Here is a 24,351-nt window from a genome sequence, read left to right on the forward strand (position 1 = left end):
GCTTTGCTACCTGGTTCTGGGTCCGTTGAAGCGGCTGGAAGGCCGCAGCAGGATCCAGGTGAAGAGGCTGGACGACGCCGTCGCCAGCCAGAAAGTGAAAAACCCGAGGGTGTAGCCGAGGCCGCGGGTGATCGGCAGGTGCGGGAACGTCAGGTCGCGCAGTTCCAGCGGATCGATGAAGGCGAAGAACACCATCGTCGCCACCCCGGCCGCGAAGAAGCTGGGCCACAGGATGGCCCCGATCCGCTGCGCCAGTGGGCGCGGCGGATGGTCGAAGTCGGGGGTGGTAAAGGGGGTCATTGCGGGGTCGGGGTGCCTGGCTTGGCCTGGTGGGAGAGCGACCAGACGTAGGCCGCGACCAGGCGGGAGCGGGTATCGCCCAGTATTTTACCCCAGGCCGGCATGACGCCGTGACGGCCGTTGGCGATGGTTTCGTGCAGGACAGCGCGGCTGTCGCCGTACAGCCAGTAGCTGTCGGTCAGGTCAGGCGCACCGACTTTCTGGTCGCCCTTGCCGTCCTTGCCGTGACAGGCCACGCACACGCCTTCGAACAGGGTCTTGCCGCGCGCGGTGGCGTAGTCGGTGCGGCTGCCGCCGTCCTTCTCGCCCAGTTGATGCACGTAGGCGATCACGTAGTCCACGGCATCGGGGCCGCCCATGCCTTCCAGCACCTTGCCCCAGCTCGGCATCACGCCTTCGCGGCCGTTCAGCACGGTGTGCAGGATCTGCTCGGGCGAGCCGCCCCAGTGCCAGATGTCATCGGTCAGGTTGGGATAACCCACCGCCCCTCTGGCCGACGAACCGTGGCAGGTGGCGCAGTTGTTGGCGAAAATCGACTTGCCCAGCTTGAGCGCCTGCGGATCGCGCGCCAGCGCGTCGATCATCTGGCCCTTGTACGGGGCGAAGGTCTTTTCCAGCTGCGCGTTGGCCAGCGCCGCTTCCTGGTCGTGCTCGCCCTTCGAGCTCCAGTGGCCGAAGCCCTGATACGTGCCGAAGCCGCCGTACCAGAACAGGTAGCCGAAGGCGAACACGATGGCGAAGTAGAAGCCGTTGATCCACCAGCGCGGCATCGGCTTGTTGTATTCGGTGATGTCGCCGTCCCAGTAGTGGCTGGTGTCTTCCGGTTTTGGGTCGCCGGGGCGGCGCTTGGAGGTCCACCACAGCAGCCAGGCGCAGCCCAGCAGGTTGAACAGCACCAGCGCGATGACATACCAGTTCCATGCGGTGGTCATGCGTCCTTCCTCCCCTGGTTGCCGGTGATTTGCTCGCCGGCGGGCACGCCGTCCTCGACCGCCAGGCGTGCGGTGGCTTCGAAACTGCTGCGCAGGCGCGGCTGCCACGCCCAAGCCCACAGGCCGACGAACAGCAGCAGCAGCAAGGTGGTAATGATTCCGGAAATCATCTGCTCAGTTCCCCCGCGGCGCGTGCTTGCCGAGGCCTTGCAGGAAGGCCACCAGCGCATCCAGTTCGGTTTTCCCTTCGACGGCGGCAGGCGCGGCCGCGATCTCGGCATCGGAATAGGGATCGCCGAGGCGCTTGAGCGCGCGCATGTGCGATTGCACGGTGGCGCCGTCGAGCTTGTTCTTTACCAGCCACGGGAAGCCGGGCATGTTGGATTCCGGCACCACGTCGCGCGGGTTGTTCAAGTGGACGCGATGCCAATCGTCGGAATAGCGGCCGCCGATGCGGGCCAGATCCGGCCCGGTGCGCTTGGAGCCCCACTGGAACGGGCGGTCATACACCGACTCGCCGGCCAGCGAATAGTGGCCATAGCGCTCGGTTTCGAAGCGCAGCGTGCGCACCATCTGCGAATGGCAGTTGTAGCAGCCTTCGCGGACATACACGTCGCGCCCGGCCAGCTCCAGCGCGGGGTAGGGTTTCACCCCAGGCAAAGGCTGGATCGCCTCGGCCTGGAACATCAGCGGAACGATTTCGGCCAGACCACCCAGGGACACGGCGATGGCGACCAGCACGGCCATCAGGCCGATGTTCTTCTCGATTTTTTCGTGTGCGATTCCCATGTCGTGTCCTCAGGCCTGGGCTTCAGCGGTATCGGGAACCAGGATCGGATGCTCGGCAACGCCGTGCGCCTGCTGCCAGGTGCGCCACATATGCCAGGCCATCAGGCACATGCCCGACAGAATCAGCAGCCCGCCCAGCAGGCGGCCCAGATAGTACGGATAGGTGGCCACCAGACCTTCAACGAAGCTGTAGGTCAGGGTGCCGTCGGGGTTGGTGGCGCGCCACATCAGGCCCTGGGTGATGCCGGCGATCCACATCGAGACGATGTAGAACACCACGCCGATGGTGTGCAGCCAGAAGTGCGTGTCGATCAGCCTGGTCGAGTACATCCCCGGCAGGCCCAGCAGGCGCGGGTACAGCGAGTACAGCGAGCCGATCGAGATCATCGCCACCCAACCCAGGGTGCCCGCATGCACGTGGCCGATGGTCCAGTCGGTGTAATGCGACAGCGAATTGACCGTCTTGATCGACAGCAGCGGGCCTTCGAAGGTGGCAATCATGTAGAAGCTGATCGCCACGATCAGGAACTTCAGGATCGGGTCGGTGCGCAGCTTGTGCCACACGCCCGAGAGCGTGAGGATGCCGTTCATCGCGCCGCCCCAGCTGGGCGCCAGCAGGATCACCGAGAACACCATGCCCACCGACTGCGCCCAGTCGGGCAGGGCGGTGTAATGCAGGTGGTGCGGGCCGGCCCACATGTAGATGGAGATCAGCGCCCAGAAGTGGACGATGGACAGGCGGTAGGAGTAGATCGGGCGCTGCGCCTGCTTGGGCACGAAGTAGTACATCATCGCCAGGTAGCCCACGGTCAGCAGGAACGCCACGCCGTTGTGGCCGTACCACCATTGCGCCATCGCATCCACCGCGCCGCTGTAGACCGAGTACGACTTCCACAGGCTGGCGGGCATCACCAGGTTGTTGACGATGTGCAGCAGCGCCACCGCGATCACGTAGGCGCCATAGAACCAGTTGGCGACGTAGATGTGCTTGACCCGGCGCTTGGCGATGGTGCCGAAAAACAGCCAGCCGTAGGCGATCCAGACAATGGCGATCCACAGGTCGATCGGCCATTCGAGCTCGGCGTATTCCTTGCTTTGGGTGATGCCCAGCGGCAGGGTGATGACGGCGCTGATCATTGCCGCTTGCCAGCCCCAGAACACGAAGGTGGCCAGCTTGTCGGAGATCAGGCGCACGTGGCAGGTGCGCTGCACCACGTACAGCGAGGTGGCGAACAGCACCGAGCCGCCGAAGGCGAAGATCATGCCGTTGGTGTGCAGGGGGCGCAGGCGGCTGTAGGTCAGCCACGGGGTGTCGAAATTGAGTGCAGGCCAGTACAGCTGCGCGGCGCAGAAGACGCCGACGGCCATGCCGAGGATGCCCCAGAACACGGTGGCAACCGCGAACTGGTGCACCACCTTGTCGTTGTAGGTGCCGGTGATGGCTTGCATGCAGGACTCCGGATGGATCGAGAATGTGCTGGCGACCGCTTTGCGGTGGCCTGAAATGCGTTCGCTGCCTCATTCCCGGCAGTTGCCGGGGATGAGGCAGGAAAGTTTTGTCTGTATCGCCCATAATTGTAGCCGTGCAGCCTTCCGATGTGCAGACCATGAGTGAACCCATTCCGCTGGACCTGGCGCGACTGCGCCGTACGTGTGCGGAGTGCTCGCTGCAGATGCTGTGCCTGCCGGCGGGCGTCGATGCCGAGGACGTGTCGCGCCTGGAGGCGGTGGTGCAGCGGCGGCGACCACTGGTCAAGGGCGAAAGCCTGTTCCGCACCGGCGATCCGCTGCGCGCCCTGTACGTGGCCAGCGAGGGGACGTTCAAGACCGTGGTGGTGAATGCCTCGGGTGAAGAACACGTGCTCGGGTTTCATCTGCCGGGCGAGCTGTTCGGGTTGGACGCGATCGGCAGCGGCCTGCATCGCTGCGAGGCCGTGGCGCTGACCGATGCGCGCGTGTGCGAGTTGCCTTACGCGCACCTGGCGTCGATCGCGGCCCATGTGCCCAGCCTGCAGCACCAGTTGCTGCGCGTGATCGGGCAGAGCGCCGACCGCGACCACGACCACGTGGACGTGCTGTCGCGCCGTCAGGCCAGCGAGCGCATCGCCCTGTTCGTGCATGGACTGAGCGAGCGCTATCGGCGCATCGGCCGGCCGGCCGATGATTTTCACCTGCCGATGAGCCGCGACGAGATTGCGCGCTATCTGGGCCTGGTGCTGGAAACGGTCAGCCGCGGCTTCAGCCGGCTTCACGAAGACGGCATCATCGAAGTGCATGGGCGGCGTGTGCGCATCCTCGACGGCCGCGCGCTGAGCACGGCAGCCAATGGTTGCGAGGGTGACCAGAGCCCGCAACCCGGCAAGCGCGGGCGTGCTTGACGCCCGTCCCGCGGGGCGATGGCAATGATCGGGCTGGATGAGCTGCAGGGCTTTGTCGTGGCGTTGGGGCTGGGGCTGCTGGTCGGTGCCGAGCGCGAGCGCCGCGAGGGCAGCGGCCCGGGCATTGCCGGGGTCCGTACCTTCGCCCTGCTGGGTTTGTCGGGCGCGCTGGCGGAGCGGATTGGTGGTATTGGCATTGCCGTCGCGGGGGGCTTCGTGGGGCTGATGGTGCTGGCCAGCTATCGCGCCAGCCGTCGCCGCGACCCGGGATTGACCACGGAAGTGGCGATGCTGGTGGTGTTCCTGCTGGGTGTGCTGGCAATGCGCGAGCTGGCGCTTGCGGCGGGCCTGGGCGTGGCGGTGGCCATATTGCTGGCGGCAAAGTCCCGGCTGCACGATTTCGTGCGTTCGGTGCTGACCGATCAGGAATTGCACGACGCACTGCTGTTGGCGGCTGCCGCCACCATCGTGCTGCCGCTGTTGCCTGACCATGCGGTCGATCCGTGGCAGGTGCTCAATCCGCGCAAGCTGTGGCTGCTTGCGGTGATCGTGATGGCGATCACCGCCTTGGGGCATGTCGCCAAGCGTGCGTTCGGTACCCGCACCGGCCTGTTGTTGGCGGGCTTTGCCGGGGGCTTCGTGTCCAGTTCGGCCACCATCGCCGGGATGGGCGCGCAGGCGCGAAAAGAGCCGGCTTTGGCGAACGCCTACGCAGGTGCCGGGGTGATCTCCAACGTCAGCACGGTGGTGCAGCTTGGCGTGGTGATTGGCCTGATGTCGCCGCCATTGCTGGTGCGGGTGTGGCCGGCGCTGCTGGCCGCGGGCGTGGTGGTGGTGGCGTTTGCCTTTGCGGCCGGACGTGCCGCCTATTCGGTACCGGCAGCAGTGGCAAATCCGGCGGAGCGGGCGTTCGAGCCGAAGCAGGCGTTGTTGTTCGTGGCGGTGTTCGGGCTGGTGATGTTGGTGTCGGCGGGCGTGCAGGCATGGTTGGGGGATGCCGCGCTGGATGTGACGCTGGCGGTTACCGGCTTGGTCGATACGCATGCGGCCGCGGCATCGGCAGCGCAGCTGGTCGCTGCCGGGCGCATCGATGCAGGCGTCGCGCTGCCGGGTATCGCGCTGGCGGTGGCCACCAATTCGGTGGTGAAGCTGGGCTTGGCCTGGGTCAGCGGCGGTGGCGGGTACGTGCTGCGTTTGCTCCCCGGCATCGTCGCCATGGTGCTGGCGTTCGTGCTGGTGCTTTGGCGCAGCATCTGACGCCGATTCAGCCGCCGACCGCCTTGCGCACGGCGGCGACGAAGTCCGGGTCCGGCTGGCTGCCGATCTTTTCGGTGCGCGCCAGGATGCGGCCATCGGCGTCGATCAGGATCAATGCGCTGCTGTGATTGAATCCGCCATCCGCGAGTTGCCGGTAGCGGATGCTGAGCACGCTGGCCACCGCGCGCACGTCGTCGGCCGGCGGCGTTGCCAGCGTCCAGCGCGAGGCGTCCAGCTTGCGCCGATCCATCACCTTCTTCAGTGCTGCCGGGTTGTCGCGGGCCGGGTCCATGCTGATCAGCACGATGCCCAGGCGCTGCTGCTGGGCCGGGCTGAGCTGACGCTCGATGGCCTTGCCGGATTCCACGATCAGCGGGCAGATGTACTGGCAGGAGGTATAGAACATCGACATCAGGCGCGGCTTGCCGCGCAGCGTGCGCCAGTCGCGGGTTTGGCCCTGACTGTCGGTCAGCGGCAACGACAGCTGATAGACCGAATCGCCGGGCAGTGCAGGTGCAGGCTGGGTGGCGTTTGCCAGCGTGGCAACGCAAAGCAGGAACGATGCGGCAATGCCGCGAACAACATGATTCATGGTGCACTCCTTGCGCAACGGAACCCCATGTTGGCGGTGGCGTCGCGTCCTTCCAGCGATGACAGCATCGCCACTCGCATCAGCACGGCATAGTTTTCACGATCATCCATCGACAGCGCGCCGGCGCCGCAGAACTTGCCCTTGTCGGGATCACCCTGGTTGCGGTTGTCGGCGGCCACCATCAACGAAGAAGCATCGTCGGTCCATTCCCAAACCAGCCCGTGCAAATCCTGCACGCCATACACGTTGGGCGCCTGCATGCCGACGCGCGGCAGCGCGTCCTTGGAGGAGCGCGCGTACCAGCTGAGGATGCGTTCACGCCAGGCAGGGTCCTGACGCGCGTCGCGGCGGGTTTCGTCGGCTGCTGCGGCGTATTCCCATTCGATCCAGGTCGGCAGGCGCGCGTCCAGCGACCTGCAATAGGCGTCGGCTGCGAACCAGCTGACCCAGACCACCGGCCGATCCGGCAGTGCGGCCGGGCCGAGGGTGTCCGCGCTGGCCCAGTGCTGCAGGTAGCGTGGTTCGGCGAACACGCTGGACACGCGGTCGCGCCGCCATTCGGGATGACGCTTGAGGAAGGCCTGGAACTCGGCATTGGTGACCGGCTTGCGCATCAGTGCGAAGGTCTTGATGCGCACGCCGGCCTTGGCATCCTCATAGCGCAGGGCTGACTTGAACATGCCGCCCGGCACCCCCGCATAGCGCCCGGACACGGCGCCGGCGGCAAGGCCGGCGAGTGGCAGGGCGATCAGCAGTGCGACCAGGGCGTGACGCATGGCTCAGTGCCCGGCCGACGCGTTGGCGGGCTTGGCAGCGCGCGCCTTGGCGGCATCCTCGCGGCTCACCTGGCCACCCGGGTTGCCCCAGCTGTTGAGCACGAAGGTCGCGATGTTGGCCACTTCGTCGTCGGTCAGCTGGCTCATCGGTGGCATGTTGGAGTTGTACTCCTTGCCATTGACGGTCACCGGGCCCACCAGACCGTGGGTGATGATCTCGGGTACGCGCTTGGGGTTGGTCTTGATGAAACTGGAGCCGGCCAGTGGCGGGAACACGCCCTCCATGCCCTTGCCGTCCGGCTGGTGACAGGTCGAGCAGGTGCCGGCGAACAGCACCTTGCCGGCGGCGATCTGGTCTTCCTTGGTCAGCGTGCCGGCCTTGAACGCGGCAGCGGCGGTGGACACCGGGGTGCGGTTGGTGCCCGCGGCCTGGTCGCCCAGATAGACGGCATCGACCTCCTTGCCGGAGTAGATCGCCTTGTTTTCCTTGCCTTCGGCCTGGAGGATCGCCAGCGCGCCCTTGTTGAAGGCGCGGAAGATGCTGTGGTCGACCAGCACGTAGCTGCCGGGGACTTCCATGTGGAATTCCATCATCGCCGCGCCGCCGGAGGGAATCAGCGTGGTCTGCACGTTTTCCTGGAAGCGCGTGCCGCCTTCGTACCAGACCTTGTCGAAGATCTCGCCGATCACGTGGAAGCTGGACACCAGGTTGGGACCGCCATTGCCCACGTACAGGCGCACCTTTTCGCCGGTCTTGGCCTTCAGTGCCTTGTCGCCGGTCATCGAGCCTTCCATGCCGTTGAACAGCACGTAGGTCGGGTGCTCGTCGATGGCTTTCTCCATGTCGAAGCCCTGGTGGCCCTTCTCGCGGTACTTGCCGGTCGTGTAGAAGTCGCCCTGCATCACGTAGTACTCGCGATCCACCTTCGGCAGGCCTTCCGGCGGTTCGACCAGGATCAGGCCGTACATGCCGTTGGCGATGTGCATGCCCACCGGCGCGGTGGCGCAGTGGTAGACGAACAGGCCGGCGTTGAGCGCCTTGAAGCTGAAGCGGCTGACGTGGCCGGGCGCGGTGAAGCTGGACGCCGCGCCGCCGCCGGGGCCGGTGACGCCGTGCAGGTCGATGTTGTGCGGCATCTTGCTGTCCGGCATGTTGCGCAGGTGGAACTCCACCGTGTCGCCCTGGCGCACGCGGATGAAGCTGCCCGGCACGGTGCCGCCGAAGGTCCAGAAGGTGTAGCTCACGCCTTCGGAAATCGGCATGTCCTTTTCGATCACGTCCAGCGACACGATGACCTTGGCCGGCGCGCTGCGGCCGGTCGGCGGCGGCACGTTCGGCGGCGAGGTCAGCACGGCCTCGACCGGTTCGCCTTGCGGCGGGCCGAAGTCGCCCTTGGCGGAGCCGCCGGTTTCTTCCTGTGCAACGGCGCCGCTCGGAGCCGGGGTCGGCTGTTCGATGCGGCACGCGGACATGCCCAGCGTGGCCGCGATGGCCAGGGCGAGGGTGGCATACCGGACTGCGGATTTCATGGTGTGGTTCTCTTCTGAGGTGATATGTCTGTCGTCGGCGGCAAGCATCGGCCAGCAGGCGTGGTGGCTTCGTTGATGCAAATCAAAATCACGCCGTGGCCGGGTGCGGATGGGCGTTTGCTTGATCTGCGTCAACGGTGCCCTGCAGGGCGCACGGAACTTGATTTGCGTCAACGCACCCAAAGCGCCGGATTCTAACCTTGCACTTGAATTCCACTCCCCGATTGGTGAAATCAGTGTCCAGATACACGCAACTTTCCCTCGCAATGGCCATTGCACTGCTGGTTTCACCTTCGCTGCGCGCGGCAGACACGCCGTCGGCGACCCTGGAATGGGATCTGCGCCTGCGTCATGAACAGGTCGATGACAGCGGCTTCGCGCGCGATGCCGATGCCACCACCGCGCGCCTGCGCGCCGGCCTGCGGCTGGTGCCTGCAGCGGGTTGGACGATCCTGCTGGAAGGCGAGGGCGTGGCCGGTGGCGGTACCTACAACAGCGGTGCCAACGGCAAAAGCGCTTTCCCGACCGTACTGGACCCGACCGGTGCCGAACTCAACCAGGCCTGGATTGGCTGGAAGAACGAGCGCGGCGGCATCACCTTGGGCCGGCAGCGCATCGCGTTGGACAACCAGCGCTGGGTAGGCAATGTGGGGTGGCGGCAGAACGAGCAGACCTTTGATGCGCTGGCGCTGTCGGTCAAGCCAGTGGCCGGGCTGACCGCCAGCTACTACTGGTTGGACAAGGTGCATCGCGTCGCAGGCGACAATGCGCGCAACCCGCTTGCGCGCGAGCGCAATCTCGACACGCATTTGCTGAATCTGGCGTGGAAGCACGGCAGTCAGCAAGTCGCCGGTTATGCGTATCTGCATGAAGATCGCGATGTGGCCAGCGCCTCCACCGCGACCTATGGCCTGCGCTGGACCGGCAGCCTGGGCAAGGGTGGCCAGGGCTTCGGCTGGTCGGCAGAGCTGGCACGGCAGGTGGATTACGCGCGCAACCCGGCCAACTTCGCGCACGACTATTGGCTGCTGGAGCCGACCTGGACGCAGGGCAAGACCACGCTGCGCGCAGGCTGGGAGCATCTGGGCGGCAATGGCATCACCGCCGTGCAATCGCCCTTGGCCACCTTGCATGCGTTCAACGGCTGGGACGATCAGTTCGGCACCACGCCGGTGAAAGGCCTGGACGATCGCTACCTGGGCGCGGGCGGCAAGTTCGGCAGCGGCAAGCTGGATGGCAAGCTCAGCTGGGCGCTGGCATGGCACGACTATCGCAGCGACGTGGGCGGGATGCACTACGGCAGTGAATGGAATGCGTCGCTGGGCTTCCCGCTGCCGGGCGGATTGGGCGGGCTGGTGAAATTGGCCGACTTCCGCGCCGACGGCTTCTCGCGGGACAACACCAAACTCTGGTTGCAGGTGGAGTGGCGCGGTTCGAAGGCGGTCGCCCAATGAACCGGCTCGACCTGCGCGATCTGCCAGCGCCGGAGCCGTTGGTGCGGGCGCTGGCTGCTGCCGACGCGCTGCAGCCCGGGCAGGCGCTGGAGGTGCTGACGCCGCTGCTGCCGTCGCCCCTGCTGGAGGCCTTGGCGGCGCGCGGCCTGAGCTGGCGCAGCGAGCCCTGCGCCGATTACGGGACGTGGCTGGCGATCGTGCGTCCAGCAGCGTGATGATGCGCTGATGGTCAAGCTGGTGATGGAGCAGGCGCCTGCGCCGGCCACGCCGCGCCTGTTCCTGATGACGGCGTCGGCATGGGGCGTGGCGGCTGGCGCGCTGCTGGTGCTCGATGGTGAAGCCGCGCTGGTCTCGCGCTGGAGTGGGCCGACGCTGGCGCTGGTGCATGTGTTCACCTTGGGCTTCCTGGCGAATGCCATGTTCGGCAGCCTGCTGCAGTTCTTGCCGGTGGCGGCAGGGGTACGGGTGCGCGGCGGGCGCGGCGCAGCGCTGTTGTTGCATGCGCTGCTGAATCTCGGGGCACTGGCCCTGATCGTCGGATTCCGCTGGCCGCCAGTGGCGGCGACCGGGTGGGGCGGTGGATTATTGCTTGCGGCGTTTGTCTTGCTGGCCACGCTGGTACTGCCGGGCATGGCGGCGCAAGGCGGGCAGCGGTTGCTGCGCTGGGGCCTGGCGGGGGCGGTGGCTGCCGCGCTGGTGGCGGCAATGCTGGGGCTGCTGCTGGTGATGGGGCGCGCAGGCTGGTCCGTGTTGCCGCAGCCGGTATTGGCCAACGTGCACGCCGGCTGGGGGCTGCTGGGCTGGGTGCTGGCGCTGTTGGCAGCGGTGTCAAGGGTGGTGATGCCGATGTTCCAAGGCGTGGCCGCGACGCCCGCGCGCGCGCAGGGCGCGTGGCAAGTGGCGCTCTATGGGTTGCTGGCGGCTGCATTGGTGGCGGCGGCACAAGGCGTTGCGCTGCCGGGACTGCGCATCGCCACAGGCCTGCTCGGGCTGGTTTTTGCGCTGTCCGGCCTGACCCTGCAATGGCGATCGCCGAGGCTGCGCAAGGCGCCCCTGACCGGGTTCTGGATGGTCGGTTTCGTGGCGATTGCGGGCAGCGCCTGCGCGCTGCTGGCTGGCATCGGCAACAGCATGTTGGTGGGTGTCCTGGCGTTGGCGGTTGGGTTGCCGTTGCTGGTGACCGGCATGCAGCTGGAAATCGTCGCCTTCCTCGGCTGGATCGGACTGCAGCGCCAGTGTGGCCGCGGCGTGCGCCTGCCCGGCGTGCAACTGCTGGCGCCGGAGCGCGACAAGTACCGGGTGTTGGCGTTGCACCTGGTGTCTGCCGTGTTGCTGGTGGGTGCGGTGTTCGTGCCGGCGCTGGCGCGCGCCGCCGGTGCTGCGCTGGGTGTGGCGCACGCAGCGACCTTGGTCGCGCTGGTGGCGGTGGTTTGGCGCGGGCAGCGCTTCCTCCGGCAGCAGGGCGAGCGCCGTTGAGCACGTCGCGGCCACTGGTGTATTCCTGTTCGGGCTGTTCCAGCGCCGCGCAGATGGCCAACCAGCTGGCCCTGCGCCTGGATCGCGCCGGCGAAGCCGAGATGTCCTGCATCGCCGGTGTCGGGGGCGGCGTGACCGGGCTGGTGCGCACTGCGCAGAGCCGGCGCCCGATCCTTGCGCTGGATGGCTGCGTACTGAAGTGCGTGTCGGCGTGCCTGGCGAATGCCGGTGTTGTTGCGGATCAGCACCTGATCTTGTCCGATTTTGGCGTCAAGAAGCGCAAGCACGCAGACTTCGACCTGGCCCAGGCGGATACGGTGTATGCCGCCCATGTGCTGCCCGCCGCGCGTGGCCTGGGCGTGGCTGGCAAGGCGCAGTGAAGGGCGTGGCCGTGATGGCGGTATCCTTGGTGTTTCGCGGGTGCCGGTCTGGAACTGATCTGGATCAAGGTGCGGTGGCCGCCAGTGGCGGCATGATCGCCGCCACCCCGCACCCGGTGACATGCCGGGCGCGCTTTCGTTTCCATGCCGCCCGCGCCGCTGACGCGCGGGCATTGCATGTTTCCTGCACGAGGTCGCATGAACGCATCCGTCGCGCCGTCCTGGCACCCCGAACTTGAAACCCGCCATGCGGCGCTGATCGAGAGGCTTGAACGCCTGATCCCGTGCATGGAAGTGCCTCTGCATCTGCCGTGGATCGACGCCATCAACGTGCTGAAAAAAGAACGCGGCGCGGTGATCATGGCGCACAGTTATCAATCGCCGGAAATTTTCCACGGCGTTGCCGACATCACCGGCGACTCGCTGGCGCTGGCGCAGGCCGCGGCCCGCTGCGACAGCGATTTGATCGTGCTGTGCGGCGTCCACTTCATGGCCGAAAGCGCCAAGATCCTGGCACCGCACAAGACCGTGCTGATTCCCGATCTGGAAGCCGGCTGCTCGCTGGCCGCGTCGATCACCGCTGACGACGTGCGCGAGCTGCGCCGCCAGCACCCCGGCATGCCGGTGGTCAGCTATGTCAACACGTCGGCAGCCGTCAAGGCCGAGTCCGACGCCTGCTGCACCTCGGCCAACGCCGTGCAGGTGGTGGAAGCGATCGCCGCCGAATTCGGCGTGGACAAGGTGATTTTCCTGCCCGACCGCTACCTGGGTGCGTGGGTGGCGCAGCAGACCGGCATCGAACTGGTGCTGTGGAACGGCGTGTGCGAAGTGCACGAAAAGTTCACCGCGATGGAGGCGCGGCACACCCGCGAGCGCTTCGACGCGAAGATCGTGGCGCATCCGGAGTGCTCGCCGGAAGTGTTGGCCGAGGCCGATTTCGTGGGCTCCACCAGCGCGATGGGCAAGTGGCTGGCAAAGGAAAAGCCGACGCGGGTGGCGATGATCACCGAGTGCTCGATGGCCGACAACTTGCGCAACCAGTTCCCGCAGGTGGAGTTCATCAAGCCCTGCAACCTGTGCCCGCACATGAAGCGGATCACCCTGCCCAACATCCACGCCTGCTTGCGTGACCTGAATAACGAAATCAGCGTGCCGGAGGACGTTGCCGCGCGTGCGCGCAAGGCGCTCGACCGCATGTTGGCGGTGGGGCGCGGCGAAAAGCTGTGAGCGCGCCTGCGCCCATCATCATCGTCGGTGGTGGCATTGCCGGTCTTGCCGCCGCATTGGCGGCAGCGCCTGCGCCGGTCTTGGTGCTGACCCGCGGGCCGGGTGCCAGAGGGGCTGCCAGTGCGATGGCGCAGGGGGGCATTGCCGCAGCCATCGATCCTGGCGATTCGCCACAGGCACATGCGCACGACACCTGCGTGGCAGGCAGCTTCCACAATGATCGCGCGATGGTGGATCTGCTCACCGGGTCGGCCGGGGATGCCATCGAATGGTTGCAGCGGCAAGGCGTGGCGTTTGATCGCGATGCCGATGGAGGCCTGCAGTTCGGCCGCGAAGGCGGTCATGACCGTGCGCGCATCGTGCACGCGGGCGGCGATGCCAGCGGTGCCAAGGTGATGGAAGCGCTGGTTGCGGCAGCGCGATCGGCACCGCATATCGAGCGGCGTGCGGGATTGGAGGTGGATGGACTGGTGCTGCAGGGCGGGCATGTGTGTGGCGTGTGCGTGACCGCTGCCGACGGCACCCGCGCGGCGCTGCACGGGCGCGCGGTGGTGTTGGCGACCGGCGGCATCGGCGGCCTGTTCGCGCAGACCAGCAACCCGGCGGACGCCGACGGCAGCGGACTGGCGCTGGCGCTGGCGGCAGGCGCTGCGGCGCGCGACCTGGAATTCGTGCAATTTCATCCAACGGCCATGGCCGTGCATGGGTTGCACAGCCTGCCGCTGCTGACCGAGGCGCTGCGTGGCGCCGGGGCGCGGCTGCAGGATGCCGAGGGTCGTTCGCTGATGGAGGGCGTGCATCCGCTGGCGGACCTGGCACCGCGCGACGTGGTGGCGCGCCGGGTCTTGCAGGCCTGTCGCGACGGTGGTGCCTGGCTGGATGCGCACCGCATCGGCGCTGCGTTTCCGCGCGCGTTCCCGACCGTGTTCCAGGCTTGCATGGAGCGCGGGATTGATCCGCGCTTCCAGCCGATCCCGGTGACGCCCGCCGCGCATTTCCACATGGGCGGCATTGCCGTGGATGCCGATGGTGCAACCGCGTTGCCCGGGTTGCACGCGGTGGGCGAAGTGGCCTGCAACGGCGTGCACGGGGCCAACCGGCTGGCCAGCAATTCGCTGTTGGAGGGCGTGGTGTTTGGCCGCCGGCTGGGCCACCTGCTGCGGGCGCTGCCTGAATCCGGCGCGGGGACCGGCAAGTTCCGGCTGTTGCACCGCAAACCGGCGCTGCAGGCAGGCGAGATGCAGCGGCTGCGCGCGCTGATGATGGATGCGATGGGGCCGGTGCGCAGTGGCGACGGCCTGCAGGCGGCGCTGCGCGAGTGCGATGCGCTGGCCGCGTCGGGCTGGCAGGCGGCATTGGCGCGCGAACTGGTGGCCGCTGCGCTGCAGCGAGCGCACAGCCTGGGTGCCCACTTCCGCAGCGATGATGCGACAACTGCATTGGATTGACGTCGGTCATGGCTCGCGGGCGGGCGCCATGCCACGCTTGCCCAAGGTGCAGGCAGGGTGCCTGCACCCCGACAGGAGATTGCTCATGTTGCTCCGACTTCCTTCCCGGGCGCGGCGTTTGGCTCCGGCCCTGCTGGTCGCTACGGCCCTGGCGGCCGTGCCGGCGCTGGCCCAGCCTGTTCATCAGGATGGACAGGCCGCGCACGCCGCGCACGCCGCACACGCCAACACCGTGCCGGCAGCGGCACAGCGCTGGGCCACCGATGCACCGCTGCGCGCCGGCATGCGCCAGCTGCGCGAAGCGGCAATGCTGCTGGAACACTACGAGATGGGGCATCTGGACGACACCCAGCGCGACAACGCGGTGGCCAGCATTGATGCGGCGGTCAGCAACATGGTCGCCAACTGCAAGCTCAAGCCCGATGCCGACGCCGCGTTGCACGGGCTGCTGGTGAAATTCATCGGCGCCGCCAATGCCGCACGTGCCGGCAAGTTGGCCAAGACCGACGTGCAGGCCATGTCGGACGCGCTGGCGCAATATCCTGCGCTGTTCATCGACCCCGACTGGGGACGTGACACCGACTGAACGCCGCGGGCGAGCGTGATCGCTCGCCCCGGCTCACCGGATGCAGCGGGCTGTCAGCCCGCCAGCAGCGCGCGCACGCGCGATGCCAGATGGTCGAAATACAGGTCGATGTAGCTGATCCCGTTCTCGCGGTCGATCAGGTACGGATTCATCAGCGTGTGGCGCAGGATCATCAGCCGGTCGTCGCCGTCTTCGCCCAACGTCGCAGCATCCAGACCCAGCGCATCGAGGATGCGGCGGGTTTCCACCTCGCCCAGTGCATCAGGTCGCAGGGTCGTCACCGAACCGAAGAACTGCTTGTCCTGCAGCGGGCGGCTGGGGTCGCTGCGCAGTTCGTCGTGCAGCTTGCGGACGAAGGCATTGGCAGCGGCCACGCTGCGGTTGCCGGCAGGGTTCAATGCGAAGCACACCAGGTTGCTGTCGGGGGCGAAGGGGACGACCGCCTGCACCACGCCGGCCATGGCGTCGGCAAAGTGCTGCGCGCGCTCGTGGAAGGCCTCGGCCGACCGGATGGTCTGCGCAGAGAGCAGGCCGAAATGGGCGTGATCCAGCGGCAGCACCTTGTGGGTCACATACACGCCGGCCACCGCGGCGCCGGACTTCGAGCCCTCGGGAATGAACTGGCCAAGGCTGCGGTAGCGGCTGAGATAGTCCTTCGGCGTTGCGCCATGAAAGACGTAGTCGGCTTCTTCCGCCAACAGCGCCACCGCACGATGGTCGCGGCAGATGAAGGCGCCCGAACCGTAGGGCAGGTAGCCCAGCTTGTGCGGATCCACGGTCACCGAGTCGGTATCGCCCAGCGCTGCCACCGCGGAATAGACCTCGGCAGACGGGAAGGCGCGGAAGCCCGCAGCCACTTGCTCACGCGCGCGCAGGCTGCCGTCTTCGTTGCGGAACAGCGTGGCCAGATAGCCGCCCCACGCGGCATCCACGTGCACACCAAAGCCCAGCCCACGCGCGGCAAACCGATCGCGTGCGGACACTGCGCCATCCACCGGATCGACCGTGCCGTATTCGGTGGTGCCCATCACCGCCACGGCCAACAGCACCGGCTGGCGTTCGCGCAGGCAGCGCTCCAGGGTGGCTTCCAATGCATCGGTGTCCAGCCGCATGCCGCGCTCGGGGAGCAGCTCCAATTGGCTGCGGCCCAGCCCCAGCAGCTTGCAGCCCTTGCTCCAGGAGTAGTGCGCGGTGATCGGTGCCAGCACCTTCGGCACGCGCAGCGTGTCGTGGTCGAGGAAGAAATCCGCCAGCCCGCGCTGTTCGATGCGTTCCTCGCGCACGCGGGTTCGCCAGTGCTTGCGTTCGGCGGGCGTGGCGTGGGCCAGCCACTGCTGCCATTGCTCCAGCAGCGCGATGCCTGCGTGCGGCGCCAGGTTGAAGGCGCTCCAGTCGTCTTCCGGCAGCGCCAGTTCGGGTACGCCTGCGGCCCGCAGCGCCACCGGGAATGCTTTCAGCGCCAGCGCCAGCCGCAGCGCCTGGTAGTTGGCGACGGTGCCGCCCGAGGTCAGGTGGCCGAACGCGCAATCCGGCCGTGCCGGATCATGCACATAGCCCAGCATGCGCGCCAGCTGCAGGCCAACCTGAACCTCCATGTCCACGGTGACCGGGGCCACGTCTTCGGACACGTTGTTGGGGTTGTAGGGCAGGGTCAGGATCTGCGCCACCAAGCCCGGCAGCAGCACGTCGGACACCATGTGCCCCATGTAGCGCGGACTGTGGAACGGCACCGATTTCTTCAGCGTGGCGGAGAGCTGGTGCAACTCGCGGCGCATGCGCGATTCAAACGCCAGGTAGTCCGGGTGGTAGGCGGCCGTGGTGCCGATCGCCAGCGGGTCTTCCGGATGAAAATTGCGACGCCAATAAACGTGGTCGCGCAGGAACTCGACGACCAGTTTTTCCAGCAGGTTGTCGTTCTCGCCGTAGGGGCCGAGGAAGCACGCGTCCAGCAGGTGCGGGCGCTCGCCGATGGCGTCGGGTTGGGACATGCGGTGAGGCTCCGTGGTCGTGGATTCGCGGGTCAGTGCAACAACAGCAGCCAACCGGCCGGGTTGTGCATGCGTGCGATCCCGTAGATGAAGGCGAAGGTGGCCAGCGCGGCCACGTAGAAGAACGCACGCTGCCTGTGCGTGCGTTTCTCGCGCATCGCCAGCACCCCCAGGATGACGTACACCACCACCAGCGCCAGCTTCACGGTCAGCCAGCCATTGGCGAACATCGCCCCCGGCAGCATCGAGAACAGCATGGTGGCCGAGGTCAGCAGGATGGTGTCGATGGTGTAGCTGCCGTACTTCGGCAGCCAGTGCCGCGGCCAACGCGCGCCCAGCAGCGCGGCGCCGCAGCGCAGCGCGAACACGGCGCCGCTGCACATCACCGCATGCACGTGCACCCATTTGACCTGCGGATAGAACTCCATCATCGGCGTCATCTGTGCGTCCTCAGCCGGGGCGCCCGTCCGCGCGCGGGTGCAGGTAGATGGACAGCGAGCGCAGCGCCCACGGCAGGAATGCGATCAGCCAGCCGGCGGCCGCGACCACCTGCCAGAAATACGTGTCTGGTGCTGCCTCGGCGGCGATGCGGGTCACCGCCACCAGTTGCAGCGTGGCGAACGCGAACCAGCCGGCCGCCGGCATCGCCATCGGGCGTCCGGAATGCCCTTGGGTGACGCGGGTCACCATGGCCACCAACAGGCTGCCGAAGAAGCCGATGAACAGCGCGTGTGCCGGGCCTCGGCCGAGCACGAAGTCGCCGCCGGCGGCATAGAGGGCGCTCTGCACCGCGAACAGGGTGAACGCCACCGGCAGCCACGCGAAGCCGAGGAACAGCACGCGCAGGATGCCGGGCCCCTTGTTGCCTGGCCACCAACGCCACAGCACGTAGGCGCTGCCCAGCGCGAAGCTTGCATCCACCGGCCACATCCACGTGTTCGCATGGGCCAATTCCAGGCCCAGGTGCGCCAGCAACAGCCCCCACATCGCGACCAGCACCCACATCGGCCGCCAGGCGCGGTAGCCCGGGATCGCGTTGCCGGCGAAGAAGGGGAACATCCGGTGAGCCACGCTCATGTACACCGGCAACAGCAATGCAAACGTGCCGACCTTGATCGACACCACCACCGTCCACGGCGCTGCGCCGTGCAGGAATGCCACCATGCACAGCAGGCCCAGCAGGCCGAAGCCCAATGCCGCGAAGCACGACCATGCGTGCCAGGTCGGGCCCTTGCCCGCGCGGCGTTCGGCCAACAGCGAGCGCAGCAGCTGGATCAGGCCATATCCCCAGCCGACCAGCGACATCATCACGCCCACATGCACCATGGGTTCCTGCCCAAGCAGCATGCCGCCGACCACCGACACCTGGCCACCCAGCAGGCCCAGCCCGACGGGGACGTAATGCCAGCGCGACAGATCGGGGGTGCCCGTCCAGCGGGGGAAGGTGGTCAACAGGAAGCCGAACATGAAGGGCGGCAGCAGTTGGTATTGCATGATGAACGCGTGCATCCAACCGCCGAACGGCGTGCCGCCGCGCAGCCCGATCACGCCCCAGCGGGCATCCACCAGCCACAGCAGCCACCAGCTCATCGCCAACAGCACGTTGACTGCGCCCACGAAGAACAACAGCCGGTGCGGTGCAGCGGCCAGCAGTGCCGGGGAAAGGCCGGCGGAAGAAGCTTCGGAAGATGGTTTCGTGTTCATGCTGCGCAGTGTCCCGTGCAGGCGCGCTGCGCGCCTTGATTCAGGTCATTTTGAAACTGAGTCGCAAAAAGCGGCCTTCACGACCGTGGCCGATGCAAAAAAGGGGACGGCCGCAGCCGTCCCCTCCAAGTGCCATGGATTGCGCGTGCGTCAGCTCGCCAGCTTGGGCTTCAGCCATTTGCGCGCCACGAACACCGCCAGCAGCAGGGCGCCTGCCGAGAACACCAGGTCACCCGGCATGCGCATCCACACCAGCATGTCGATGATCGGGCGGTTCATGAACTCCGCCGAGCGGGCGAACCAGTAGCCGTGTTCGAGCACGGCATTGAGCTGCAGGACGCCCAGCGGCAGCAGGGTCAGCAGGGCCATCAGGCCCAGGCCGATGTTGAGGCACCAGAACGCACCGCGCAGCAGGCCTTCGGGCCATTGCACCTGCGGACGCAGGCCGCGCAGGCAGAACAGCATCAAGCCGATCCCCAGCATCCCGTACACGCCGAACAGGGCAGTGTGGCCGTGCAGTGCGGTCAGGTTCAGGCCCTGCATGTAGTACAGCGCCAGCGGGGTGTTGACCAGGAAGCCGAACAGGCCGGCGCCCACCAGGTTCCAGAAGCTGGTGGCCATGAAGAACATGATCGGCCACTTGTAGCGTGCCATCCACGGGGTGGCGCGGCTGTGGCTCCAGGTTTCAAACGCCTCCAGGCCAATCAGCGCCAGCGGCACCACTTCCAGCGCCGAGAAGCTGGCGCCCAGCGCCACCGCAGCGGTGGTGGTGCCGGCGAAGTACAGGTGGTGGAACATGCCAAGCACGCCGCCGGTCAGGTAGATGATGGTGGCGAACAGCACGTTGGTGGTGGCCGACTTGCCGCGGATCAGGCCCAGTTTCACGAACAGGAAGCTCAGCACTGCCACCGCGAATACTTCGAAGAAGCCTTCGACCCACAGGTGGACCACCCACCAGCGCCAGTATTCAACCACCGAGATGTGGCTTTTTTCGCCCCACATCAGGCCAGCGCCGTAGAACAGGCCGATGGCGACCGTGGACAGGAACAGCAGGCCCACGATCGAGGACATCTCATCACGGCGCTTCAACGCCGGCCACAGCGCGCGGCCGACCAGGGTCAGCCACACCAGCAGGCCGACGAACAGGAACGCCTGCCAGAAGCGGCCGATGTCGGTGTATTCCCAGCCCTGGTGGCCGAACCAGAAGTTGTACTTCAGGCCCATCTTCTGCATCACCGCGAACCATTGCCCGGTGAATGCGCCGATGACAATGACCAACAGGCAGACGAACAGGAAGTTGACGCCGGCGCGCTGGTACTTCGGCTCATGCCCGGAAATCGCCGGGCCGATGTACAGGCCGGTGGCCAGCCACGCCGTGGCGATCCACAGCACCGCCAATTGGGTATGCCAGCTTCGGGTCAGTGCGTAAGGCAGGAACTCGGCGATCTTGACGCCGTAGGCCTCCTGGCCCTCCACCTGGAAGTGCGCGGTGGTCGCGCCCATCAGGATCTGGAACAGGAACAGTGCCAACACGACCCAGAAATATTTGGCAGTGGCCTTCATCGAGGGGGTGATGACCAGGCTCTGCAGCGGATCCTGCGCCGGTGGCGTCGGCAGCTCTTCCTTGCCGTGGTAGGCCGCGTAATGCCACGCCAGCAGGCCGATGCCGCCGATCATGAACAGGATCGAGAACATCGACCAGACGAAATTGTCTGCGGTCGGCTTGTTGCCGATCAGCGGCTCGTAGGGCCAGTTGTTGGTATAGGTGCGGTTGGATTCGCCGGGACGGTCGGTGCCGGCTGCCCATGCGGTCCAGAAGAAGAAAGAGGTCATCGCCCGGCGATTTTCGGCGTCCGGCACCGTGCCTTCACGCATGGCATAGGCTTCACGAAGCGCGTGCGTGGCGGGGTCGTTGGAGAACAGGCTTTCGTAGTGGGCGGCGACCTGGCTGATGGCCTGCGCGCGCTGGTTGCTCACCACGATTTCGTTCTTGGCCGCGTCGTAGGTGTTGTTCCGCATTTGCGGTTTGACGCTGGCCTCGGTCTTGGCCCGCTCGCCTTCATCCATGCTGGCATAGGACTGCCCGGTATCAAGCCGGGCCTGCAATTCCAGCATTGCTTCGGTTTCACGATGCAGCCAGTCGGCCGACCAGTCGGGTGCGACCAGCGCACCGTGGCCCCAGATGGAGCCAAGCTGCTGGCCACCCATGCTCTGCCAGACAACCCGGCCACGCTCGATGTCGGCCTTGGTGTAAAGCACCTGGCCATTGGCGGCGACGACGCGGTCGGGGACGGGGGGGGCGGTGTGGACGAGGTCCACGCCTAGCCACAACATGACGGCGAAGCTGGCGGCCAGCAGGGCCCCCAGGCCCAGCCATAGCCGTTTGGTGATGGGCATTGCGATGCTCCTGAGGTTGGATCGAGAAGGTGAAACAGACGGCGGCATCGTCGTCTGAACTACAGGATCCCACCATGACTTGGGTCAACTGCATGCCGGGACGGTCGTGAAGAAGCAAACCATGGTGCATCCGGCAATGGGCCGCGGTGCGGTTATTCGCGCAGGATGGGTGCGGCAAGCGCTTCGATGCGCGCGGCATCCAGCAGTTCCACTTCGCGTCGGTCCACCGCCAGCAGGCCTTCGTCCTGCATCCTGCGCAGCACCCGGCTCACTGTTTCCGGCGCCAGCCGCAAATAGTTCGCGATGTCGGTGCGCGCCATGGTCAGCTGAAAGCGCGATGCGGAGAAGCCGCGCGCCGACAGTCGGCGCGACATCCCGACCAGGAATGCGGCGACGCGCTGGTCTGCGCTCCAATCACCCGCCAGCAGCGCGGCGCGGCCGATGTCGCGGCTCAGCAGGCGGAACAGTTCGCGCTGGATGCCGGGCACGCGGGTGGCCAGCACCGAGATCTTCGGGAACGAGAACCGGCACAGCATCACCGTGTCGAGCGCGATCGCATCGCATGGGTAGCGGTGGCCGTCGATGGCGTTCAGGCCGATGACTTCGCCGGGGAAATGGAAGCCCAGCACGTGTTCGTGGCCGTCGCGGTCGGTGACGCAGGTCTTGACCGTGCCGGCGCGTACCGCGGCGATGGCTTCAAACGGATCGCCTTCGCGGAACAGGTGATCGCCTGCGTGGAACGGGCCGATGTGCTCGACCAGTACATGCAGTTCCTTCAATGCAGCCTTGTCCATGCCTTGCGACAGGCAGGCGCTGGAAAACGCGCAGGTGGAACAAAACTGGAATTCGTCGCCGTCGTCGGCAAGGATGCGCGGGCTGAGGCGTGGAAACGGCAGGTCGCTCATCGGCAGCCCCGCATGCCACGCGCAAACAGGCCCCGCCGTTGCCGGCAACAGGTCAGATCGCGCGGGAGAAGCGCGGCTTGGAATCGGCGGCGGGAGGGGTCAGGTATCGGTCGAAGCACATGGCAATGTTACGCAATAGCAGCCGCCCTTGCGAGGTGGCTTCGATACGCCCGGGCGAAATCCGCACCAATCCGTCTTCCGCCAGTGGCTGCAGTTGTTGCAGGGCGTCGGCGAAATAGTCGTTGAAGCGAATGCCGTAGCGGCGCTCCAGCGCGGCCATCGGGATTTCCCCCTGGCACATCAGCGATTGGATCAGGTCGGCGCGCAGCTCGTCGTCTTCGCTCAGCTGCATGCCGCGGAAAACCGGCAGCTTGCCGGCGTCGATGGCGGCCTCCCACGACGGAAGGTCGCGCGGGTTCTGGCTGAAGCTGTTGCCGATGTGGCTGATCGCCGACACCCCCAGGCCGATCAGGTCGCTGTCGGCGTGGGTGGTGTAGCCCATGAAGTTGCGATGCAGGCCGCCGCGGGCCTGTGCCTGCGCCAAATCGTCGTCGGGCAGGGCGAAGTGGTCCATGCCGATGTAGAGGTAGCCGGCAGCGGTGAGTTTTTCCACCGCCAGCTGCAGCAACGCCAGCTTCGCCTCGCCGTCCAGCAACAGCGATTCGTCGATCTGCTTCTGCGGCTTGAACAGGTGCGGCATGTGCGCATAGCTGTACACCGCCAGCCGATCCGGGCGAATCTCGAGCACGGTATCCAGGGTGCGGCCGAAGCCTTCCAGGGTTTGCGCCGGCAGGCCGTAGATCAGGTCGATGTTGACCGACCGCAGGCCGGCCTTGCGGCAGGCATCGACCACCGAACGGGTTTGCTCCACCGACTGGATGCGGTTCACCGCTTCCTGTACCACCGGGTCGAAATCCTGCACGCCCAGGCTGGCGCGGTTGAAGCCGGCACCGGCCAGCGCCAGCAGCCACTCGGGCTCGCAGAAGCGCGGGTCGATTTCGATGGAAATGTCTCGATCGCCGCTGTCGGCGAAGTGGAACTGCCGGCGCAGCATGTCAACGGTGTCGGTCAGCTGGACGGGATTGAGGAAATTCGGGGTGCCGCCGCCGAAATGCAACTGGATGACTTCGCGGTCGCGATCGAACAGCGGCGCGACCAGCGCCGCTTCGCGGTGCAGGCGGGCGAGATAGGATTCACCGCGCGCCAGGTCGCGGGTGATGATCCGGTTGCAGCCGCAATAAAAGCACGGGCTGAAGCAGAACGGCACGTGCACGTACAGCGACAGCCGGCGCGGGATGGGTTCTTCGTTGCTTGCCTGCACGGCCCCGCGCATCTGCGCCTCGCCGAATTCCGCGCTGAACTGGGGCGCGGTCGGGTACGAGGTGTAGCGCGGGCCGGGCCGGTCGTAACGGCGCAGCAGGTCCGCGTCAAAGGCGATGTTCTGAGGATGCATGCACGCAGCTTAGGCAGGGATGGGCCGCCGTGAATTGATCTTGGTCAATCCAGCCGCATCGCGCCTAGCGGCGCGTCATGCCGTACACGACGGTATCCACGTGCGAGACCCCATTCACGAAACCGGGGTGGTCGTGCGGGATCGGCCTGCGCTCCAGCCGTTCGATGGCCCAGTCCTGCGCGTACAACTGGCCCACCTCGTGTTCCGGCACCGAAAACGGCGGGCCGTCGCGTTCGTGCTGGGGATATTCGAGAGTAATCAGCAATCCGCGGCAGGCACCGGGAAGCAGGTGGTACAGCGCACTCGCGTAGCGCACGCGCAGTTGCGGCGGCAGCGCGATCAGCGCGGCGCGGTCGAACACGGCGGCGCAATCGGCAAGCAGCGCGGCATCCAGTCCGAAGGCATCGCCGCACACCAGCTCGATGTTGCCGGCGCGGAAGTGGATGCCGTAGCGGGTTTGGGTGACCTCGGGCGCGAGGCCGTGCTCGGCGAAGAACTGCTCGATCGCCAGCTTCGACAGCTCCACGCCCAGCACGTGATGGCCCTGTTCGGCCAGCCACGCCAGGTCATGCGATTTCCCGGCCAGCGGCACGAACACCTTCGTGCCCACCGGCACGCCCAGCGCCGGCCAGTGCTTCATCAGCAGCGGCGTTGGCGCGGGCTGGTGAAAGCCGATCCGGTTGTCCTGCCAGCGTTGGTGCCAGAAGTCGGGCTGCATTGGCATGTCTCGTTTAGATTCTTTGGACTCATCCCTTCCGCCGCAGGCGAAGGGGAGGAGG

At 66.6% G+C, this 24,351-nt stretch carries 24 protein-coding genes; 9 read left to right on the top strand and 15 right to left on the bottom strand.

Features of this window, described 5'->3' with window-relative positions; genetic code table 11:
• Nucleotides 1-6 precede the first annotated feature (6 nt).
• From LIW09_RS04365 to ccoN, 5 genes are read right to left on the bottom strand one after another with little or no spacing between them, the layout of a single operon-like run.
• Nucleotides 7-300, bottom strand: coding sequence for a hypothetical protein (locus tag LIW09_RS04365; protein WP_256646743.1), 294 nt, complete (start codon nt 298-300; stop codon nt 7-9).
• Nucleotides 297-1,232 (bottom strand): cytochrome-c oxidase, cbb3-type subunit III, encoded by a 936-nt coding sequence (gene ccoP / locus LIW09_RS04370; protein WP_256646744.1) that lies wholly within the window; start codon nt 1,230-1,232, stop codon nt 297-299. The genes LIW09_RS04365 and ccoP overlap by 4 nt, the downstream gene beginning before the upstream one ends.
• Nucleotides 1,229-1,402, bottom strand: coding sequence for a cbb3-type cytochrome c oxidase subunit 3 (locus LIW09_RS04375; RefSeq protein ID WP_256646745.1), 174 nt, complete (start codon nt 1,400-1,402; stop codon nt 1,229-1,231). The genes ccoP and LIW09_RS04375 overlap by 4 nt, the downstream gene beginning before the upstream one ends.
• Nucleotides 1,403-1,406: 4 nt before the next feature.
• Nucleotides 1,407-2,021, bottom strand: coding sequence for a cytochrome-c oxidase, cbb3-type subunit II (gene ccoO, locus LIW09_RS04380; protein ID WP_256646746.1), 615 nt, complete (start codon nt 2,019-2,021; stop codon nt 1,407-1,409).
• Nucleotides 2,022-2,030: 9 nt separating this feature from the next.
• Nucleotides 2,031-3,470 (bottom strand): cytochrome-c oxidase, cbb3-type subunit I, encoded by a 1,440-nt coding sequence (ccoN, locus tag LIW09_RS04385; RefSeq protein ID WP_256646747.1) that lies wholly within the window; start codon nt 3,468-3,470, stop codon nt 2,031-2,033.
• Nucleotides 3,471-3,628: 158 nt separating this feature from the next.
• On the opposite strand from ccoN, the gene LIW09_RS04390 reads away from it, so the two are divergent.
• Together LIW09_RS04390 and LIW09_RS04395 are read left to right on the top strand one after the other, a co-directional pair.
• Nucleotides 3,629-4,399: a cyclic nucleotide-binding domain-containing protein gene (locus LIW09_RS04390; protein ID WP_256646748.1), complete on the top strand. Its 771-nt coding sequence runs from the start codon at nt 3,629-3,631 to the stop codon at nt 4,397-4,399.
• A gap of 24 nt (nt 4,400-4,423) precedes the next feature.
• Nucleotides 4,424-5,656, top strand: a complete 1,233-nt coding sequence (locus LIW09_RS04395) for an MgtC/SapB family protein (protein ID WP_256646749.1) — start codon at nt 4,424-4,426, stop codon at nt 5,654-5,656.
• 7 nt (nt 5,657-5,663) lie between these two features.
• Here the strand turns inward: LIW09_RS04395 and LIW09_RS04400 are convergent, their stop codons facing one another.
• From LIW09_RS04400 to nirK, 3 genes are read right to left on the bottom strand one after another with little or no spacing between them, the layout of a single operon-like run.
• On the bottom strand, nt 5,664-6,248 hold the full coding sequence (locus LIW09_RS04400; protein WP_256646750.1) for an SCO family protein: 585 nt from the start codon (nt 6,246-6,248) through the stop codon (nt 5,664-5,666).
• Nucleotides 6,245-7,024: a formylglycine-generating enzyme family protein gene (locus LIW09_RS04405; RefSeq protein ID WP_256646751.1), complete on the bottom strand. Its 780-nt coding sequence runs from the start codon at nt 7,022-7,024 to the stop codon at nt 6,245-6,247. The genes LIW09_RS04400 and LIW09_RS04405 overlap by 4 nt, the downstream gene beginning before the upstream one ends.
• Nucleotides 7,025-7,027: 3 nt before the next feature.
• Complete coding sequence (nirK, locus tag LIW09_RS04410) at nt 7,028-8,554, bottom strand: copper-containing nitrite reductase (protein WP_256646752.1); 1,527 nt, start codon at nt 8,552-8,554, stop codon at nt 7,028-7,030.
• A 266-nt stretch (nt 8,555-8,820) separates the two neighbouring features.
• Here nirK and LIW09_RS04415 point away from each other — a divergent pair, with 266 nt between their 5' ends.
• From LIW09_RS04415 to LIW09_RS04445, 7 genes are all read left to right on the top strand, one after another.
• Nucleotides 8,821-10,008 carry an alginate export family protein gene (locus LIW09_RS04415; protein WP_256646753.1) on the top strand — a complete coding sequence of 396 codons (1,188 nt, stop codon included), beginning with the start codon at nt 8,821-8,823 and terminating at the stop codon, nt 10,006-10,008.
• A complete protein-coding gene (locus LIW09_RS04420) occupies nt 10,005-10,223 on the top strand; it encodes a DUF2249 domain-containing protein (RefSeq protein ID WP_256646754.1) in 219 nt (72 codons plus the stop codon). Before LIW09_RS04415 ends, LIW09_RS04420 begins: the two co-directional genes overlap by 4 nt.
• A 10-nt stretch (nt 10,224-10,233) precedes the next feature.
• A complete protein-coding gene (locus LIW09_RS04425) occupies nt 10,234-11,484 on the top strand; it encodes a hypothetical protein (RefSeq protein WP_256646755.1) in 1,251 nt (416 codons plus the stop codon).
• Nucleotides 11,481-11,864, top strand: a complete 384-nt coding sequence (locus tag LIW09_RS04430) for a putative zinc-binding protein (RefSeq protein ID WP_275114558.1) — start codon at nt 11,481-11,483, stop codon at nt 11,862-11,864. The genes LIW09_RS04425 and LIW09_RS04430 overlap by 4 nt, the downstream gene beginning before the upstream one ends.
• A 198-nt stretch (nt 11,865-12,062) precedes the next feature.
• Complete coding sequence (gene nadA, locus LIW09_RS04435) at nt 12,063-13,091, top strand: quinolinate synthase NadA (protein ID WP_256646756.1); 1,029 nt, start codon at nt 12,063-12,065, stop codon at nt 13,089-13,091.
• Nucleotides 13,088-14,539, top strand: coding sequence for an L-aspartate oxidase (locus LIW09_RS04440; RefSeq protein WP_256646757.1), 1,452 nt, complete (start codon nt 13,088-13,090; stop codon nt 14,537-14,539). The genes nadA and LIW09_RS04440 overlap by 4 nt, the downstream gene beginning before the upstream one ends.
• Before the next feature lie 85 nt (nt 14,540-14,624).
• Nucleotides 14,625-15,125 carry a DnrO protein gene (locus tag LIW09_RS04445; protein ID WP_256646758.1) on the top strand — a complete coding sequence of 167 codons (501 nt, stop codon included), beginning with the start codon at nt 14,625-14,627 and terminating at the stop codon, nt 15,123-15,125.
• Between the two features lie 53 nt (nt 15,126-15,178).
• On the opposite strand, the gene LIW09_RS04450 is transcribed toward LIW09_RS04445, so the two are convergent.
• The 7 genes from LIW09_RS04450 to LIW09_RS04480 all read right to left on the bottom strand — a co-directional run bounded on the left by LIW09_RS04450 (nt 15,179) and on the right by LIW09_RS04480 (nt 24,290).
• Complete coding sequence (locus LIW09_RS04450; protein WP_256646759.1) at nt 15,179-17,113, bottom strand: pyridoxal phosphate-dependent decarboxylase family protein; 1,935 nt, start codon at nt 17,111-17,113, stop codon at nt 15,179-15,181.
• 32 nt (nt 17,114-17,145) lie between these two features.
• Nucleotides 17,146-17,553 (bottom strand): SirB2 family protein, encoded by a 408-nt coding sequence (locus LIW09_RS04455; protein WP_338064833.1) that lies wholly within the window; start codon nt 17,551-17,553, stop codon nt 17,146-17,148.
• A 10-nt stretch (nt 17,554-17,563) separates the two neighbouring features.
• Nucleotides 17,564-18,817: an NnrS family protein gene (locus LIW09_RS04460; protein WP_256646760.1), complete on the bottom strand. Its 1,254-nt coding sequence runs from the start codon at nt 18,815-18,817 to the stop codon at nt 17,564-17,566.
• 150 nt (nt 18,818-18,967) lie between these two features.
• Nucleotides 18,968-21,214 carry a nitric-oxide reductase large subunit gene (locus tag LIW09_RS04465; protein WP_256646761.1) on the bottom strand — a complete coding sequence of 749 codons (2,247 nt, stop codon included), beginning with the start codon at nt 21,212-21,214 and terminating at the stop codon, nt 18,968-18,970.
• Nucleotides 21,215-21,366: 152 nt separating this feature from the next.
• On the bottom strand, nt 21,367-22,119 hold the full coding sequence (locus LIW09_RS04470) for a helix-turn-helix domain-containing protein (RefSeq protein WP_256646762.1): 753 nt from the start codon (nt 22,117-22,119) through the stop codon (nt 21,367-21,369).
• Between the two features lie 52 nt (nt 22,120-22,171).
• A complete protein-coding gene (gene hemN / locus LIW09_RS04475) occupies nt 22,172-23,572 on the bottom strand; it encodes an oxygen-independent coproporphyrinogen III oxidase (protein ID WP_256646763.1) in 1,401 nt (466 codons plus the stop codon).
• 64 nt (nt 23,573-23,636) lie between these two features.
• Nucleotides 23,637-24,290: a thiopurine S-methyltransferase gene (locus LIW09_RS04480; protein ID WP_256647144.1), complete on the bottom strand. Its 654-nt coding sequence runs from the start codon at nt 24,288-24,290 to the stop codon at nt 23,637-23,639.
• Nucleotides 24,291-24,351: the final 61 nt, after the last annotated feature.

Source organism: Thermomonas paludicola (assembly GCF_024498955.1).
GTDB lineage: Bacteria > Pseudomonadota > Gammaproteobacteria > Xanthomonadales > Xanthomonadaceae > Thermomonas > Thermomonas paludicola.